General features: G+C 44.9%; 15 protein-coding genes. 2 read left to right on the forward strand and 13 right to left on the reverse strand.

The features are described from left to right. Positions 1–7 precede the first annotated feature (7 nt). The 4 genes from NST85_RS19310 to NST85_RS19325 form a co-directional block, all read right to left on the reverse strand. Positions 8–898 carry a YicC/YloC family endoribonuclease gene (locus NST85_RS19310; protein ID WP_127191038.1) on the reverse strand — a complete coding sequence of 297 codons (891 nt, stop codon included), beginning with the start codon at positions 896–898 and terminating at the stop codon, positions 8–10. 35 nt (positions 899–933) lie between these two features. After that, entirely contained in the window at positions 934–2829 is a 1896-nt protein-coding gene (locus NST85_RS19315) for a bifunctional homocysteine S-methyltransferase/methylenetetrahydrofolate reductase (protein ID WP_127191039.1), read from the reverse strand. Between the two features lie 221 nt (positions 2830–3050). Beyond that, the gene (gene dapF, locus NST85_RS19320; RefSeq protein ID WP_341190123.1) at positions 3051–3881 is read right to left on the reverse strand and encodes a diaminopimelate epimerase; all 831 of its coding nucleotides are present in this window, start codon (positions 3879–3881) and stop codon (positions 3051–3053) included. An 85-nt stretch (positions 3882–3966) separates the two neighbouring features. Further along, a complete protein-coding gene (locus NST85_RS19325; protein WP_341190124.1) occupies positions 3967–6771 on the reverse strand; it encodes a calcium-translocating P-type ATPase, SERCA-type in 2805 nt (934 codons plus the stop codon). A gap of 183 nt (positions 6772–6954) precedes the next feature. Between NST85_RS19325 and NST85_RS19330 the strand changes: the two genes are divergently transcribed. Next, the gene (locus NST85_RS19330; RefSeq protein WP_341190125.1) at positions 6955–8736 is read left to right on the forward strand and encodes an Rqc2 family fibronectin-binding protein; all 1782 of its coding nucleotides are present in this window, start codon (positions 6955–6957) and stop codon (positions 8734–8736) included. 109 nt (positions 8737–8845) lie between these two features. Here the strand turns inward: NST85_RS19330 and NST85_RS19335 are convergent, their stop codons facing one another. The 9 genes from NST85_RS19335 to NST85_RS19375 form a co-directional block, all read right to left on the reverse strand. After that, a complete protein-coding gene (locus NST85_RS19335; protein ID WP_341190126.1) occupies positions 8846–9706 on the reverse strand; it encodes a PHP domain-containing protein in 861 nt (286 codons plus the stop codon). 22 nt (positions 9707–9728) lie between these two features. Further along, complete coding sequence (locus tag NST85_RS19340; protein WP_341190127.1) at positions 9729–10634, reverse strand: selenium metabolism-associated LysR family transcriptional regulator; 906 nt, start codon at positions 10632–10634, stop codon at positions 9729–9731. Positions 10635–10742: 108 nt separating this feature from the next. After that, positions 10743–11180, reverse strand: a complete 438-nt coding sequence (locus NST85_RS19345; RefSeq protein WP_341190128.1) for a hypothetical protein — start codon at positions 11178–11180, stop codon at positions 10743–10745. Between the two features lie 183 nt (positions 11181–11363). After that, positions 11364–11627 carry a YlbG family protein gene (locus tag NST85_RS19350; RefSeq protein ID WP_341190129.1) on the reverse strand — a complete coding sequence of 88 codons (264 nt, stop codon included), beginning with the start codon at positions 11625–11627 and terminating at the stop codon, positions 11364–11366. 74 nt (positions 11628–11701) lie between these two features. Beyond that, on the reverse strand, positions 11702–12142 hold the full coding sequence (locus NST85_RS19355) for a YlbF family regulator (protein ID WP_341191138.1): 441 nt from the start codon (positions 12140–12142) through the stop codon (positions 11702–11704). 86 nt (positions 12143–12228) lie between these two features. Next, positions 12229–14022, reverse strand: a complete 1794-nt coding sequence (locus tag NST85_RS19360) for a helicase-associated domain-containing protein (RefSeq protein WP_341190130.1) — start codon at positions 14020–14022, stop codon at positions 12229–12231. Beyond that, complete coding sequence (locus NST85_RS19365; RefSeq protein ID WP_341190131.1) at positions 14019–15749, reverse strand: DNA repair helicase XPB; 1731 nt, start codon at positions 15747–15749, stop codon at positions 14019–14021. The genes NST85_RS19360 and NST85_RS19365 overlap by 4 nt, the downstream gene beginning before the upstream one ends. 95 nt (positions 15750–15844) lie before the next feature. After that, positions 15845–16273 carry a CBS domain-containing protein gene (locus tag NST85_RS19370; RefSeq protein ID WP_307396133.1) on the reverse strand — a complete coding sequence of 143 codons (429 nt, stop codon included), beginning with the start codon at positions 16271–16273 and terminating at the stop codon, positions 15845–15847. Positions 16274–16319: 46 nt separating this feature from the next. Next, a complete protein-coding gene (locus NST85_RS19375; RefSeq protein WP_341190132.1) occupies positions 16320–17489 on the reverse strand; it encodes an amidohydrolase in 1170 nt (389 codons plus the stop codon). A gap of 198 nt (positions 17490–17687) precedes the next feature. On the opposite strand from NST85_RS19375, the gene NST85_RS19380 reads away from it, so the two are divergent. Further along, positions 17688–18029 carry a YugN family protein gene (locus tag NST85_RS19380; protein ID WP_127191052.1) on the forward strand — a complete coding sequence of 114 codons (342 nt, stop codon included), beginning with the start codon at positions 17688–17690 and terminating at the stop codon, positions 18027–18029. Positions 18030–18035: the final 6 nt, after the last annotated feature.

Here is an 18035-nt window from a genome sequence, read left to right on the forward strand (position 1 = left end):
ATGAACGTTATTCAATATTCGCCGCCTGCTCACGAATTTTCTCCAGTTCCGCTTTCATTTCGACGACACGGTTGACTAGAGCCAAATGATTGGCTTTAGATCCAATCGTATTGGTTTCCCGATTCATTTCTTGTATCAAAAAATCTAATTTACGTCCAACTGGCTCACGGGACTGAAGAAGTCCGCGGCACTGCTCAAAGTGACTCTTTAATCGAATAAGCTCTTCATCAATATTGGAACGATCCGCAAAAAGCGCCACTTCCATCGCGAATCTCTGCTCGTCGAGGGTAGTCCCCTCTAACAGTTCCGCAAGACGGCCTTTTAGGCGGTTGCGATAATCTTTCACAACCTCTGGGGCCAATTCCAGCAGTTCAGCATGAATTCCTTCAAGATTAGATAAGCGGTTCTCCAAATCAGCAATCAAGTGTAGACCTTCCTGCTCCCGCATTCGCAGCAATCCAGCAAGTGCCTCGTCTACCCCTTCACTCAACACATTCTCCCATTCCTCGCCAGTATCACTACTATCCGATGAAGGATCGGGAACAGACAGAACGTCCGGTAAAGCAAGTAAATCCTTAGCACTCAATTGAGTATTGGCACCATATTTAGCCCCAAGCTCTTCAGCAGCGTGTAAGTAAGCTTCCACTACGGAAGAGTTCAGCACGTATGGTGAGGAGTTCTCACTATCTCGCTCTCTGCTGATATATACATCAATCCGTCCACGTTTAACATGACGCTGAACCAGGCGCCTTAGTCCGTCTTCGTAACAGGTCCATTCCCGAGGCATCCGAAGAACAACTTCGGCGTACCGGTGGTTGACGGATTTTATTTCTATTTGAATGACGAAACCGCCGTAATGTTTGGCGGAACTACCGTATCCAGTCATACTGTGAGTCAAATACATCACATCCGTTATACTATTGTAATTGATAATTATGAGTGAGACAAGTGGGACACGCTGCGTTTTGACTTCTCAGTAATATAATTCATTAAAGCGACATTCATTTCATAGAACATAAACGGTGTCATCAGATAGATCCCATTGAAATGCTCCATTGCCGTATCAAGCAATTCTTTGGCGATTTCCACACCCATTTGACGCCCTTCAGCACCCTGTAAACCCGCTATCCGATTACGGATAACCTCTGGAAGTTGAATACCAGGCACCTCATTATGAAGATACTCCGCGTTCTTACCACTAGCGAGCGGCATGATCCCGATAAAGATCGGAATATCGAGATGTGCGGTTGCTTCTTTGACCGCAACAATTAATTCTGGATCATACACAGGTTGTGTCATAATATAATCCGCACCCGAAGCAATCTTCTTTTCTAGTCGTTCCACCGCTTTGTGTAAATACTTCACATTAGGGTTAAAAGCAGCACCCACCACAAATTTCGCCTTTTGTTTGAGTGGTTTGCCAGAGAATCCTACACCTTCATTCAACTGTTTGATCATCCGAATAATTTCAAATGAAGTCAAGTCGTATACAGAACTAGCCCCTGGTAAATCCCCAAACCGAGCCGGATCTCCCGTTACTGCAAGAACGTGATCAATGCCTAACGCATCAAATCCCATCATATGTGACTGCGTGCCAATTAAATTACGATCGCGACAAGCAATATGAATAAGTGGACGAATGCCAAGCTGGGATTGAACAAGATGCCCTAGCGCCATGTTGCTCATTCTTGTAACTGCTAGTGAATTGTCTGCTAGTGTTAATGCATCAATTCCTGCTTCTTTGAGGGCAGCAGCGCCCTTCATGAACTTAGCGATATCCAGATCCCGGGGTGGATCAAGCTCTACAATAACAGTATGCCGATCTTTTACCATCTCAACAATACTTGGAACATCTGTACTTTGATCAATAGAAGCTTCATTATTGGATATTTGCTCCCGTTCAGCAATCACAATAGATGCTTGAGTCAATGGTAACTCTCTTCCTTCAGATAGAGGACGAGGAACGTATTTCTGTAGTGCCTGTGAAATGGCTGCTATATGTTCTGGCGTCGTTCCACAGCAACCCCCAATAAGACGCGCCCCTAAATCTGCAAATGAAAGGGCACAATCGCCAAAATATTTTGGTGTCGCTCCATATATATACTCGCCATCCACATAATCAGCTAGACCTGCATTCGGAAATACCGAGAGTGGAATATTTAGTGGGCCATCCAACATATTCATCACGTTCATAATACCCTTCGGACCGGAATGACAGTTAAAACCGAAGACGTCTGCTCCTTCCTGACGAAGTGTTCCGAAAGCTTCCGTTATACTGTATCCATCCAATGTCCGACCTACTTGATCTACAGCAAATTGACAAATCGCCGGAATATCCGTTAACTTTCGTGCTTTTTGGAGTGCTATTCTCATTTCTTCAAGATCATAGAAGGTCTCAAATAAAAGCGCGTCTACTCCTTCAGTCAACAGGGCCGAAATCTGCTCTTCAAAGTATCTACTGAGCTCCTGCACAGATACATCCGCACGTTTTCCCCCGCGTATAGAACCCACTGCACCTGCCACATAAGCATTGCTTCCTGCAGCTTTTCTCGCGATTCGTACGGCAGCACGGTTTATTTCCTCAACCTTTGATTCCAGACCAAACTTAGAGAGCTTGTTAAAGTTTGCAGAAAAGGTATTCGTCTCAATAAGTTGAGCGCCAGCCTCTATATAATGGCGGTGTACGTCACCGATTACTTCCGGGCGCACCAAATTAAATTCTTCAAATGAAATGCCGACAGGAAACCCCAGTTGATATAAATAGGTGCCCATAGCTCCATCGCCGACTAGAACATTATTGTCCCATGCTTTACGTAGATCCAGCTTCATTCTAGTACCCCCATAGAGTAGATCAAATCCAACAAAAGAAATGATTACTTTATCATTGTGTTGATAATTTCATTCTAATGTATCATAAATCCCTCGGAATGATAAGAATTGTTCTTGGATTCTATTGAATCTTTGTTATAGGTAAGTGAAAAAAAGAGTAAAACAGTAGGCCTAGGATAATCCTAGGCCTACTGTTTTTAAACATGGATCAGAGATTCTCTTCACACGTTACCCTGGTATACCACTTCTGCGGGACCGGTCATGTAGACGTGGTTGTCATGTTCATCCCATTCGATAAACAAATCCCCGCCCTTCAGTCCAATCCATGCTGCACGATCCGTAAGACCATTTAGCACGGAGGAGACCAAAGTAGCGCAAGCCCCCGTTCCACATGCTAATGTTGGACCAGCTCCACGTTCCCATACACGCATTTCTACCCTATCCCGGGAAGTAACGGTTGCGAATTCAACATTAACTTTACGAGGGAAGTACGAATGTACTTCAATTTGTGGTCCCCATGTTCCCAGATCAAATTCAGGCGCATCATCTACATATATGACACAATGTGGATTTCCCATCGAAACAGCGGTAAACGAAAACTCCGCTCCCCCAGCATCAATGTGATGATTTATCACGGGATTACCTTCTAAGGTAGTCGGAATAGCTAGCCCATCTAGCACTGGCTCTCCCATATCAACCCGTGCAGTTTTTACGGTGCCTTGTTCCACCTGCAAACTTACCTGTTGAACTCCTGCACCAATTGTCTCAATCGTAATCTGCTGTTTGTTAATGTAGCCGTTGTCGTACACAAATTTGGAAACGCAACGAATGGCGTTACCACACTGCTCCGCTTCCGTTCCGTCTGAGTTGATTATCCGCATTTTGAAATCAGCTTCATCCGAAGGCAGTATAAATACCAAACCATCGGCACCAACACCGAAAAATCGGTTGCAATATTTAACCGCTAGCTCCGAGACATTCTCCGGCAGCTCTAATTCACCATATATCACAAGAAAATCATTACCTAATCCATGCATTTTCGTGAATTCCATTTACCCCACTCCTTCAAGCTTTGCGAAGCAAAGCTTAGCTCCATGGGGTAAGTCTATATTTTAGCGCCTCGAAAGAGTATTGATTTTATGCACGAAAATTTGTACTTTTCGCTGGGACCATGGGACGAGGACCGTTATATTTGCGACGACGATTGCCCGACCAGACGCTTCCTGCGCCAAGTAAGAATGTCGGAATGCCTGCAGCTACCAAGGTAATCGCCCATTCACGAGTCCCGAGTGGTACGGTCTTGAAGATCGGTTGTAGTGGTTCAATGTACATTACGCCAAGAAGCAATAGAACCGATGATAAGACTGCGACAACCAAGTAGCGATTTTGGAAAATATTACGATGGAAGATAGAACGAGAGCTACGGCAATCAAATACATGAATCAACTGCGCCATGACTAGGGTTGCAAAAGCAACCGACTGTGCCTTTATTAATTGGCCCGCATCATTAGGAGCAATTCGATAGGTGAGCCAGAAAGCACCTAGAGTACAGATTCCAATCAAAAAACCGCGACTTAATATTTTCCAGCCCATACGTCTGGCAAAGATATTCTCGTTCGCTCCGCGCGGCTTGTGTTCCATTAGATCTTTCTCCGGTTGGTCTACCCCTAGTGCCATAGCTGGGAGTCCATCAGTAACAAGGTTTACCCATAAAATTTGGATCGGAAGCAATGGCAGAGGCAGTCCGGCTAACATGGCAAAGAGCATCGTTAATATTTCACCTACATTTGAAGCAAGTAGGTATCTAATAAATTTACGAATATTCTCGTAGATATTCCGGCCCTCTTCAATCGCGGCTACAACAGATGAGAAATTATCATCGCTCAGGATGAGTGATGAGGCTTCCTTAGCTACATCCGTTCCCGTGATCCCCATTGAAATCCCTATGTCCGCCGCTTTAATCGCTGGCGCATCATTTACTCCGTCACCTGTCATGGCAACGACATGTCCTCTATTCTGTAATGCCTTGACGATCCGCAGCTTATGTTCTGGTGAGACACGAGAATATACGTAGATCCCTTCAACCTGACGGTCCAACTCCTCATCAGATAGCACCGCCAATTGTTGCCCTGACATGGAATGTCCACCTCGTGGCATGATGCCTAATTCGTTTGCAATAGCTTCAGCCGTTAGTCCATGATCCCCAGTGATCATCACCGTCTTGATACCTGCTCGACGACACACAGAGATCGCTTCTCTGGCTTCACGTCGAGGCGGATCAATCATTCCCGTCAATCCAACGAAGATCAATTGAGATTCGACCGCATCTTCATTATCCATACTATCTTGGGGACGCAGTTCACGATAAGCCATTCCGAGAACACGCAGAGCACCTCTCGCCATCTCCTCGTTTGAAGCTAAGACCTTTTGTCGGAACGTACCCGTAAGGGGAACAACTTTTCCCCCCCATAAAATGTAGGAGCACTGTTCCAGAAGCATATCTGGTGCACCTTTAACTAATACAATTTTTCCGCCTTGATGGGAAACAACAACTGACATCCGCTTGCGCTTGGAATCGAATGGGAACTCTACCTCTCGCGTGTACATACTTCCTAGCGATGTAGGAGATAGTCCCATCTTTGAAGATAGGACAACGAGCGCTCCCTCTGTCGGGTCCCCTTTCAACCTCCACTGAGATTCAGCTGCGTCTTCCTTTCCTTTACGACGTGGACGCCCTTCTTCTCCAGTATCCTCTTCAAAAATTACCGCATTACCACACAATGAGCTGATTTGGAGCAAGCGACGTAAAGTTTGATCTCTCTTCAGATCAACTGGTAGCCCTTGATCGAGAATATTCCCCACAGGTTCATAGCCTTCCCCCGTAACTTCAAGAGAACGCCCCTCGAGCCATAACTTCGTAACTGTCATTTTATTCTGGGTAAGTGTCCCAGTTTTGTCACTACAAATTACAGAAGCACAACCAAGCGTCTCAACTGAAGGTAGCTTACGAACAATCGCCTTACGCTTGATCATCCGTTGCACACCCAAAGCTAATGCTATCGTAACGATAGCAGGAAGTCCTTCCGGAATTGCGGCAACTGCAAGGCTGACCCCCGCAAGAAACATGCTGCCCGCCGGTTGACCATTAATAATACCTACAAGAACAACAAGCACGGTTAGTGCTAGTGACAAGTAAATCAATATTTTCCCGAGTTGTGCAAGCCGCCGCTGTAATGGTGTATCTTGTGTCTCCGTATTTTGGAGCAAGTCAGCAATTTTGCCCATTTCTGTGTCCATCCCACTTCTAACAACAATCCCTTTACCAGAGCCGCGCGTGATCATGGTACCCATAAAACCCATGTTTTTCTGATCTCCGAGGGGGACTTCCAGCTCATAGAGCGCTTTTGTGTGTTTCCCAACTGGATGTGATTCCCCGGTAAGAGCGGACTCTTCCACATCTAAACTGTTCGTTACAATCCAACGGATATCTGCCGGAATACGGTCGCCGCTCTCCATTATTACGATATCACCCGGTACGAGTTCCCTAGCAGTCACATTCTGAATCTTTCCTTGTCTCAATACATTAGCGTGAGGTGCCGATAGTTGCTTGAGTGCTCTTAGCGAACGTTCCGCCCGGAATTCCTGCACAAATCCTAGAACCCCATTAAGAATGACGATGGCTATAATGGTAACGGCGTCCAAATACTCGCCGAGAAGTCCAGAGATCAAAGTGGCGCCCATGAGCACCAGCATCATAAAATCTTTGAATTGGTTCAAAAATAATATGAACGGTGATATCCGTGCCCCCTCCAACAGTTCGTTCCATCCACTTTCTTGACGTCTTCGCTCCGTATCTTCCTCGGTCAGGCCCTGCTCACGCGTGACGCCGAACGATTCCAGAAGTTCATCTCCGCTTAGCTGGTGCCAGTTTTTTTGTTCCATTCTCCGTATTCCCCTTCCGTATTTATTGCGTTTATAGCGTGAAGGCTTTTCCACCTAGGGTAAATGTATTCAAGCCAGTCCCAAATTATCACAGCGAGGCTCTTAAGTTTTTGCCTAAAGTATGGCATCATAAGGATAGTGCTACTTAGCACTATGTAATTTATAGATAGGAGAATATACGATATGGCATTAGATGGCATTGTTACGCGTTCCATCGTCCACGAACTACAAGTTTGTGTGGGCGGACGCATCAATAAAATACATCAACCTTCAACAAGCGACATCATCTTTAACCTGCGCTCCCAGAGCGAGAATCGACGTCTCATACTTTCAGCGAATCCTACTTATCCACGGGTACACTTCACTGAAGAATCATTCCCTAATCCGCAGGAAGCCCCTATGTTCTGTATGCTTCTACGCAAACACTGTGAAGGCAGTGTTATTGAGTCTATCTCGCAAATCGGGATGGAGCGGATCATTCATATCGATGTTCGGCAACGTGATGAACTCGGTGATATGTCACAAAAGCGGATCATTATTGAATTAATGGGACGTCATAGTAACATTATTCTGGTTGATCCAAACACGGGAATCCAGCTTGACGGCATACATCATGTGACACCCGCCATTAGCACTTTTCGGATCGTTATGCCTGGGTTTACATACAGTGAGCCTCCACAGCAGCATAAGTTGAATCCTCTGGAATCCAGTAAGGAAGAATTTCTAGCCGCACTTACGGAAGCAGACAATAAGGAAGAGAACGTGGGGAAAGCGTGGATAGTGAACGCCTACAGCGGGCTTAGTCCTTTAATCGCCGAAGAGATCTATTTCCGAGCATATGGGGAAACTTCGCTTGCGGGAAACGATGCAACAGATAACTTAACAGACCTGAACAACGAGACGTTATGGACTTCCTTCAGCGAAATAATGAGTGAGATCCGTGAGCAACGCTATTCCCCGCTTATCGGGAACAATTCCAAAGGGAAAAGTGTTTTCTCAGCAATACCTCTGCGTCTTGTGCAAGGGGAGATTCGAACCTTCGACTCCATCAGTCAATGTATGGAAGCCTATTACGGAGATAAGGCGCTACGGGACACTGTCAAGCAAAGAACAGGCGACCTCTTACGCTTTCTACAGAACGAACGTAATAAGAACATCAAAAAGTTAACTAATCTGGAGAAGGATCTAGCTGAAGCGGATGACGCTGAGCGCTACCGCATTTCGGGCGAGTTACTATTATCTTCTCTGCATCTGATCAGTAAAGGTGACCGTGAGGTGAAACTTGTCAATTATTATGATGAGGAACAGAACACCTTAACGATCCCACTGGATCATCTGCTTACCCCTTCTGAGAATGCACAGCGTTATTTTAAGAAATATAACAAGTTCAAGAACAGCCTTGCGGCCATAGACGAGCAAATGAGTAAAACAAGAGAGGAAATTACCTACTTAGAAGGACTCCTCCAGCAGCTAACCTATGCCTCGATAACTGATATCGAAGAAATTCGTGAGGAATTAGTCCAGCAAGAATATTTAAGGGAACGTGGAAAAAAGAATAACAAGAAGAAAAAAAAGAAGGATACTCGTCCGACACTACATGTCTTCACTTCCTCGGAAGGCATTGAAATCTATGTCGGTAAAAATAACCTTCAGAACGAATATGTCACGAATAAACTTGGTAACTCGAATGATACATGGCTACACACTAAAGATATTCCGGGTTCGCATGTACTTATCCGTAGCGCAACCTTCGGTGAGGCGACTTTAAACGAAGCTGCCCAATTGGCGGCATATTTCAGTCAGGCTAAAGAATCTAGTAGTGTTCCGGTAGATTGTACTTTGATTCGGCATGTTCGGAAACCAAGTGGAGCCAAACCTGGTTTTGTCATATACGACCATCAGAAAACACTGTACGTCACACCCGATGAACAAATGATCAAGAAGCTACCTAACTCTATCAAATGAAAATAATTGAATTTCGGCAACAATAAGACCAGTATTTTTGCTAAAAAAAAATCAAGGCTCCCCTGCATGATTGAAACTTCCAATCGTGCAGAGGAGCCTTTGTCTTTTGTCAATTCGTGGTCTCTTTGAGTTGTGCAACTGTCTCTATCGGTACATAACGACTGCCTATATCACCATGAAATACGACGCCTTGCCGAACACCGTGATAATCCGACCCACCCGTAGGTATCAGCCCATACTCTTTTGCTATTTCAAGGTAACATATCTCTTCCTTAGGACCATGATCAGAATGGTATACTTCAATCCCTGAGGGCTTCCCATTCTCCACAATCTTACGAACCAAGTTATTATCTCCATACAGTCCCGGATGGGCAAGAACAGGTGCACCACCTGCATCACGAATCCACATCATCGCTTCCTCTGGAGCAATCCGTGGTACTGAAGCATAAGCCAGTTGACCTTCTCCCAAAAAACGATTAAACGCATCCCGCAGATTGTCGGCATATCCTTTGCGCACCATGGCATCAGCGATATGTGGTCGACCAATACTCTCATCAGGCAAAAGGGGACGACCCAGACCGTCCTTCACCTCTTGAAGCGTAATAGACATGCCTAGTCCACGCAACTTGGCTAGAATCATCTCGTTTCTCGACTCCCGCGTTGTACGTAATTGATCCAACCTTTCAAGTAGTAGCTCATCCGTGAAATTCAGTCCATATCCTAAAATATGAATATCTTTCCCTTCAGCACTAGTACTAATTTCAATCCCGGGTACGACAAGAATTCCAGCCTCAAGACCAGCTTCCAAGGCCTCTGCGACGCCAGCCACTGTATCATGATCTGTGATCGCTATACCAGATAACCCTTTATCCTTAGCAAGTAATACGTTCTCAGTAGGTGAATTCATTCCGTCCGAAGCTCTCGTATGGGTATGCAAATCACATGTTCCATTACCCTCGATTGATCTCATATCTACTTCAACTCCTTATATATTACGGTAGCAGTTTGTGTTCCCGCAGAAACGTCAGGAATGTGACTGCAGACACGGGTAGTAGGGTAGATTTTAAATGAATAGAATAAAATTGTCTTTTAAACGATATATCCTTTATGTCCAGTATTTCCACTAGACCCAAAGCAACCTCATGTTTCACCGAAGAAGGAGAAATCAAGGTTAATCCAAAACCCGCTTCAACCGCCGATTTCACCGCACCCGTGCTACCTAGTTCCATCACTGTCTTCATCCGGGTTGGATCGATTCCTCTGCGTTCTAGTTCTTCTTCCATCACTTGTCGAGTTCCTGAACCCTTCTCTCGAAGTACAAAAGGATACGACATCACTTCTTCGATTCCGACCTGTCTTCTCCCAGCCAATGGATGTCCAGTTGGTACTATAAGCTTCAGCTCATCTTCCATAACAGCTTCAAATACCAGATCGGGATGATGCACAGGTGCTTCAACTAGTCCGAAGTTCAATTGATGATTCACAATCTCTTCGACAATTTGAGTCGTGTTCATAACTTTTAACATAATCGAAATTTGTGGATATTGGCGACCAAACGGACCCAACAAGCGAGGCAATACATATTCCCCAATCGTTAGACTTGCACCCAATTGTAATCTACCCTCTAACATAAAAGTGAAACTAGACATAGCTTGCTCTGTCTCCCGAATCAGCTCCATGCTTTGACGGGCAAAAGGGAGTAATGTTTCACCTGCTTCCGTTAATTCGATTTTTTTGGTTGATCGCACTAACAGTTTGCTGCCAAAGTAATCCTCCAACGACTGAATCTGCATTGTCACTGCTGGTTGGGTCATATGTAACGCCTGTGCTGCAACCGAGAAACTTCCCCGCTGTGCAACGGTATAAAAGATATGTAATTGATGATAATTTAGTGCCATTAAGATCCACTTCCCTTCCCTCCCCCTACAATAGCATGGAAGGGTGCACAAAAAAAGCATGAGCAAAGGAGCGCATGCTTTATGTTTAATTATGTATCTATTTATATTTCACCTTTGTTTACGACTGTTCTTCATCAAAGTCATACGACGGGAATGCCGAAGCCATGAATAGTAAGATTTCAAATCGCGCAGCTCGATTGTTTCAGACATACGCCCAAGAAAAGTGACCACAATCATTCGGTGCATGGGTCTTCCTGCAGGATTTACTTCATCAGGAATTTCTGCAAACTCGGCTACCATCACGAGATCGTCGTCAACAAGATAAACGTCCTCTTCGTTTCGATAATAAGGCTTAATACGGCCTTGCTTCAGGCAATCCCATGCCCAAACAGCAATATCATCATAGTTCGTGCTGTTTCGGTTGATCCGATCGTTATACCTTACCTTGGCATGGTTGGTTATTACGATATCGGTAACCCTTTTGTCACCCAAAAGTATAGGGAATACCTCCGGTGTTCCCCACCGTTCTTTAACCTTTTCTCTCATGCCGCACCTCTCGAAAGTTAATAGGTCTTAATGACTAAGTATAATTACCTATTATACTACAACATTCCACAATGTTCTACAAGATACGTATTCGTTAATAGTTCCTACGTCCACCGGTAAAACCAGATCATATCTTCACGCAAAAATAGCAGCCCGAGTTGGGCTGCTATTCACGAAATCATATTATAACCCGTAATAAAGGGTTTTATCTGGAACATCTTTTGAATACTCTGTCTTGATCTCATTGCGATAAGAACGTTCGATCTTTCGAACATAAGATAGCTTACGAACATTCTTCATGATGTCTTCCGCACGATCAGCATTCACATACATAACAACATAATGCATCCGTCGGGATAAGTAGTGCACACTCCCGTATTTATCTAAATTTCTTGCAGCTTTCAAATCACTAACCCATATAATATAGCCTGTACGCTCCGGAAACATCCATTTACCTCCCGTTCTATCGCCTGTTATTTAACCCGGAATAGACAAGCTTTCTAGTTTGTCTGCTCCCCACTTTAGCCGCAACTACATTTGCCACCGCTTCCGCATCCGCCACCAGAGGGATTGGGATCATTGCTAGGCACTTTAATACTATCTGAAACGGAATGTGCAATAGTCTCCGACAGTTGATGCAGAATATCATCAAGCTCTTTCTCTGCATTCTTGAAGTTACGAACCGCTTCGAATTGCTCAAGTTCCCGCTCTACTTCCGCCACCTTATCCTTAGCTTCGTGATAGTTGGGATGAAAATGACCAAAACGCTCGGTCTCTTCAAAAAGCTCTCTCTTAGCAGAAAGTTTCTTCACTAGCTTCTGTACTTCAATATCTTCCTCAACACGCCGTTTCCAGTACAAATAGCTGGAGACAGCGGTTGAATTGTTTATCATATCGCCTAATTCATAGGCGCTAGTTAGTAATTCGGCCATATCAACCGTGTTGATTTCCGATACGCTCATGAATTTCAACTCGATTCTGTTGTGTATTGTTCTACTCAGAGTAGACGACATTATCATACCACAATCTTACTTAGAGAAGAAGAGTTTCATTGCAGCATTTTCCGCTTTATGTCAGGAATAATCAGTCGCAAGGCTTCCCACTCTCCTGGTGCCAAGACATGTTCAACCCCTATGCTATCCTTCATAGTGAACATCATGCCTTTCATTTTCCAGCTCTCTTCACCTATCAAAGTCAAGGGTAGATACTCTACTCTTTCACCCTGTATTTGTAATTCAATTTTTGTGCGCCAAGTTAAGGCTTGTGCAATGATCTTCCGGGCTGTAGAGACGTGATAGTCCCTCATCTCTTTGAACCATATCACAGGGATATCCTCAAGTCCGGGGAACAGTTCGGTGGTTGTGGGAATAACATTATCTCGTTCATACGACTTGTAATCCCTACCACTAAATATCCATCCTTGCTCTACAGGCAAACCCGTCACACCAGCACTTACTCCGACAAACGTCGTACCTGCGGTCTTCTGATCCTTGCACCAAGACCGTTGTTTCTCGGGTATTATAGTTTGTTCTATCTCCCGGCTCCACTGCTCAATCGCTAATCTTACATTATTCGGAACGCCTGAAGACTGCTCGTGCAATACAGCTAATATTTCCTTAGATGAAAGGCCTTGCCGAGCGGCTAGAGTCACACTCGATCGGTTGATTTGGTAAACTGACATCGTATCCATTGTTATATTATCGGAGAAGGCCTCCAATTCCCATCGCACTTCAAATGACACATCCGGCGGTACGAGAATTTCAAAATCCGGTTGGATATGACATCTTCCCGAACGAGGATGACGATTCATCGCTATGGATATATTTATTTCCGACATATCGACAGACAAGGCCTCAGCATCGATTAGTTGCTGCTTTGGGAATTCCATTTCCTTAGTGAATCTAGGCTTAATAAGCCACCTTAGATACAATTGGTCTTCTTGACCATGTCCAAGTTCCAACCAACCAAATCCACATAAGGCAGTTAGCCAACTTCTCATCCATAAATCCTGCTCCTTCGATATAGCTTCCTTCAATATTCCCTGTCTCCGAAGTGAAGTTAACACATCTTGTAGACCGTACCACACTCCGCATGTCAAGTCGGAAGATGCCTTCCTAAATACGAAATGCTGCAGCACAACGTCTGACGGGACATATCTTAGAAGGAGCTGACGAAATATGGCGGAGTTCATCTCTTGTATGTCCAGTTCCAACCAAGATCTAAGGTTAACCGGGTTTATTCTCCACTCTCTCTGCTCTTTAACAATAAGATCAAATTTCATTAACATATCAAACACAACTGCTATGTGCGGAGAATAGACATCTTGATCGGTATAATATAGCGAAAGACCCACAATATCCTCCGCAGTCAAATGAATTTGGCCCTCCATTTTATTCAGTGCCTTTTGATAAGGCGTTCCCTTAACTGTAACTGGCAGACCATTAAATTCAATCCACGCCAGTGTACGGAACAAATCATATGCTAATCCACGTTTTGACTCTTTATATAGATCTATATCCACTTTGTTACTTAGTTCGATAGGATGAACGGTATACCTTTCTTGAAGTGACGAGAGCAAATCAAATGGAATATAAAACAACCGCTCCCCCCATATTTTCTTTACTGAAAATAAGAACCCTTGCTGGATCAAAAGTGGGATTGCTGCACGTAGATCAGCGCCGCTAAGTCTCCCAGTTGTCATCTCATTTAAGCCGTCCAGCTTAAACGGTAATCCAGCATATCGTTGAAATATGGCGGCCAATGCTGCTGAATCTACTGGATGTAAATATCCCATTCTCGCAATCGCTGCAGCAATGCGCTGCTGTTCGGGAAGTTTCATCATAGATGAGTTCCCTCCTGCGCCCCCACTGCAATAGGAAAGTTAGATCCATCCTCAAGATCAAACGTAACGGAATATTCATACCCCTGCTCAATTAAAAATAGTTGTCTGCGCATTGCAAAATCTTGTTCCCGTGTATCTTCAGATACCAAGGTATAAAAATACGCCTGACTTCCGTCCGATTTAGGTCGCAATATGCGCCCCAATCTCTGTGCCTCTTCCTGACGGGATCCAAAACTACCCGAAATTTGGATTGCAACAGAGGCATCAGGTAAATCAACCGCAAAGTTTGCTACCTTGGATACCACTAGAACATGAATATCCCCCGCCCGAAATGCTGCAAACAGATCTCCACGCTCCTCCTGTGGCATGTTGCCAGTGATAAGCGGGACATTCAGTCGTGTGGCTACACTGCGCAACTGGTCCAAATACTGTCCAATAATAAGAATTTGACGTCCGGAATGCCGTTCAATCAGTGACCTTAGCCATTCAATTTTCCGCGGATTCTCTGCAGCAATTCGGAACTTCGCACGTCCTTCTGCTTTTATGTAATGTTCTCTGAGCGTCATTGGCATCGAAACTCTAACTTCACAGCACTCCACTTGAGCGATAAATCCCGTCTTCTCTAGCTCTCTCCAAGGCACCTCATATCTCTTGGGTCCGATCAAAGAGAATACATCACATTCACAACCGTCCTCTCGAACTAACGTCGCCGTCAGACCTAGGCGGCGGGTCGCTTGAATATCGGCTGTCGCACGAAATACGGGTGCTGGTAGTAGGTGGACTTCATCATATATAATGAGCCCCCAATCCCGCTGATTAAATAAGCCCATATGTTTAAAGCCTTCTCCCTTACTTGCCCGATGTGTCAGAATTTGATAAGTGGACACGGTCACGGGTCTCACCTGTTTGTGACTACCTGAATATTCGCCCACGTCCTCTCCAGACAGCGTCGTCTTCTCTAGAATTTCTGTGATCCACTGATGAACCGAAGTCACGTTCGATGTCAAGATCAAAGTCTCACATTGAAACCTCTCCATCACCGCGATACCAATCACGGTCTTACCTGCACCACAAGGGAGAACTAGAACACCATTCTCTCCATTCCTTTCTTGCCCTGCGAATGAAATGACTCCTTCTTTCTGATAAGGTCGTAGCAACAAAGGCTCACCATTTCCCAAGGAAGATCGCATGTTGAATGAAAGTGGATGTCCGTTATGATATCCCACTTCGTCCGTAACGGGGTACCCTAGTCGGACCAATTCCTGCTTCAACACCCCTCGAAAATCTGCAGACAGAACCATCCGATGTGCTTCCACCCGTTGCAAATGTAACTTTGATAGCGAGGACTCACTCTGCAAGCGGTCCAGCAACTCAACATTCTCTGGTTGACACTCCAACCATAAGATAGCTGGTTCATGTTCTGGACGCCGAAGCTTCAACGATCCATAGCGAGAGATCCACTTTTCGATATCCGAAACTACCTTTGCAGGCATATCAAAACGAGAAATAAACCGTAACATTTCGATGATTTCCTTTGCCGTCAAACCTGAGGCAGCAGCATTCCATAATGAAAGAGGGGTAATTCGATAGGTATGGTAAGAAGCGGGACTCTTCACCAACTCAGCGAAATGAGTTAATTGCACTCTAGCTTCTCCAAATCCAGGATGTTCTTTCTCTAACAACACAGTGAAATCACGTTGGACGATACCGGCTCCTGCACCATTCATGAATTTATGCCTCCTCCCAGTCTCATATAGACTTAAAGAAGCCCGCCACAGACCGCGAACTTCTCTTTGACAAATCCTCTCACTTATCATTTGAATCAATGAATCTGCTCTGATGATATTTGCGTCAATGCTTCTCCAGCTTCATCTGCGAAAATAGTACGGATCGCTAAGTCTCCAATCGACACAATTCCCACCAATCTGTCTCCCTCAGTCACTGGTAGGCGACGGATTTGTTGCTCTGCCATCAGTTCGGCCGCCTCCTCTACTGAGGTATCACGTGAAGCTGTCTTGATTCCTTTGGTCATTACGACCTCGACCGCCGTAGAACCAGGGTGCTTCTCCGCAATTCCGCGCACGACCAAATCACGGTCAGTAATAACGCCGAGAAGTCTGTCCCCATCAACTTCTACAACGGGAATGAACCCGGTATCGTGTTCTTTCATTTTAACAGCAACTTCATATACATTATCCCGCGGGGTAACAGTAACAACATTTGTAGTCATAATTTCACTTACTTTTCTCACTTGTAACCCCTCCTTCAGCATTTATAATACCAAAGTTAGGTAAACTTTATGCATGTTCAAGCTGATATGATTCTGCCATCTTAATCATCAATCCAGCGGCATGGAGCATGGCATCCTCATCAATATCAAATTTGGGATGATGATGCGGGTATACTATTCCCTTATCCTCATTTCCAGCACCAACCAATATAAAACAACCAGGCACCTCCTGCAAATAATAAGCAAAATCCTCAGCAGGCATGATTTGTGCAGAGAGTTCCCCTTTTAGGTTAGGTACTTCCATCGCGGTAAGGAGAAACCTCTTAAATTCATTCTGATCGTTGATCAAACTTGGATATCCCTTCATGTATTCAACCGATGAATTTGCCCCATATGCTTGAGCCGTATGCTCAGTCAAAGTTTCAATCTTACCCTGGATTATACTTCGCGTCTCCTCGCGGAAACAACGAACCGTGCCAGCCAGCCGGCAACGTTCAGCAATTACATTCTGGGCAGTTCCTCCCTGAATGGATCCGATTGTCACAACAACGGGATCTAATGGATCAATAGAACGACTCACTACACTTTGTAACTGAAGTACTAGTGCAGCGCCAGCTACTACACTATCTACTGCCATGTGAGGCATTCCCCCATGTCCACCCTTGCCATGAACTTCGATGAAAAACTCATCGGTTGAGGCCATCAAAGGACCTGGTGCGCTTGCCGCCGTACCGACGGGAATCGGTGTCCATAGATGTATGCCATAAATAACATCGACACCCTCCAGAGCCCCTCCTTCGATCATTGATACTGCACCGCCGGGACAAACCTCCTCCGCTGGTTGGAATATCAAGCGAATGGTTCCCTGCAACTTTTCCTTTTGGCGACTGAAGTATTCAGCCACAGCTAATAGGATCGCCGTGTGCCCATCATGACCACAAGCATGCATGACACCGGGAACTTGTGAGGCATATTCACACGACTTCTCATCCTGAATTGGTAGCGCATCCATATCAGCTCGCAGGGCAACCGTCTTTCCGGGTAGTTCACCTCTAATCGTTCCAATGACGCCGATATCACCCTTGCCCGAAAATAATTCCACACCTAATTCTTCGAGAATATGCCTTACAAAAGATGTAGTTTCTTTCTCCATAAAAGAAAGCTCTGGATGGCGATGCAAATGTCTCCTCCGCTCCACCATAGCTGGTAACAATTCTCTTAATAATTCTTCCTCCATAAAGTCACTTCCTTTTTTATGTATAACTATTGTCCCTTATCTTCTTATCAGTATTATTATTCCATTGTATCAGAAATCAGGTTGCCACAGAGCCCGTAAACATTGAAGCATCCTATATTGGAAGCCCTTGCCTCTCTTGCACAAGTGATGGAAACATAATATCATGAAAGGAGAACTTTTAAGGGGGCATTCTACAAGATGATTGTTGAAAATACCGGATTAGAAGGTTTAAAAGTCGAGTTGGCCTACCTAGATGAAACATCCGAGAAGGTTGGATTTGTTCGCTGGCAATGGGAATACTACCGAGCCACATACGATTACAAGATAACATTTGACAACAACGAGTATTTCCTTCGTATGAACACACGCGCCGTGGAAGGAAAATTGGAGCGGCCAGACGCGGTTCTGGATATTGAAGCGGTCTATATGGGCCGAACCACATTCCCACACGGGTTGGATTACGAGTCAGAAATCCCTCCTCATGTCATACAATCAGCACAGGTTAAGCTGGCTGAGTTGAAGGAACTTCTTGAGGCTTAAGGCTTA

It is taken from the genome of Paenibacillus sp. FSL K6-2524 (assembly GCF_038005525.1).
Lineage (GTDB): Bacteria > Bacillota > Bacilli > Paenibacillales > Paenibacillaceae > Fontibacillus > Fontibacillus anaericanus.

Excerpts from the sequence above, each read along its gene's own strand:
- NST85_RS19315 (WP_127191039.1), bottom strand. The coding sequence starts at position 2,829 with ATGAAGCTGGATCTACGTAAAGCATGGGACAATAATGTTCTAGTCGGC.
- dapF (WP_341190123.1), bottom strand. The coding sequence starts at position 3,881 with ATGGAATTCACGAAAATGCATGGATTAGGTAATGATTTTCTTGTGATA.
- NST85_RS19325 (WP_341190124.1), bottom strand. The coding sequence starts at position 6,771 with ATGGAACAAAAAAACTGGCACCAGCTAAGCGGAGATGAACTTCTGGAA.
- NST85_RS19330 (WP_341190125.1), top strand. The coding sequence starts at position 6,955 with ATGGCATTAGATGGCATTGTTACGCGTTCCATCGTCCACGAACTACAA.
- NST85_RS19335 (WP_341190126.1), bottom strand. The coding sequence starts at position 9,706 with ATGAGATCAATCGAGGGTAATGGAACATGTGATTTGCATACCCATACG.
- NST85_RS19340 (WP_341190127.1), bottom strand. The coding sequence starts at position 10,634 with ATGGCACTAAATTATCATCAATTACATATCTTTTATACCGTTGCACAG.
- NST85_RS19345 (WP_341190128.1), bottom strand. The coding sequence starts at position 11,180 with ATGAGAGAAAAGGTTAAAGAACGGTGGGGAACACCGGAGGTATTCCCT.
- NST85_RS19350 (WP_341190129.1), bottom strand. The coding sequence starts at position 11,627 with ATGTTTCCGGAGCGTACAGGCTATATTATATGGGTTAGTGATTTGAAA.
- NST85_RS19355 (WP_341191138.1), bottom strand. The coding sequence starts at position 12,142 with ATGAGCGTATCGGAAATCAACACGGTTGATATGGCCGAATTACTAACT.
- NST85_RS19360 (WP_341190130.1), bottom strand. The coding sequence starts at position 14,022 with ATGATGAAACTTCCCGAACAGCAGCGCATTGCTGCAGCGATTGCGAGA.
- NST85_RS19365 (WP_341190131.1), bottom strand. The coding sequence starts at position 15,749 with ATGAATGGTGCAGGAGCCGGTATCGTCCAACGTGATTTCACTGTGTTG.
- NST85_RS19375 (WP_341190132.1), bottom strand. The coding sequence starts at position 17,489 with ATGGAGGAAGAATTATTAAGAGAATTGTTACCAGCTATGGTGGAGCGG.
- NST85_RS19380 (WP_127191052.1), top strand. The coding sequence starts at position 17,688 with ATGATTGTTGAAAATACCGGATTAGAAGGTTTAAAAGTCGAGTTGGCC.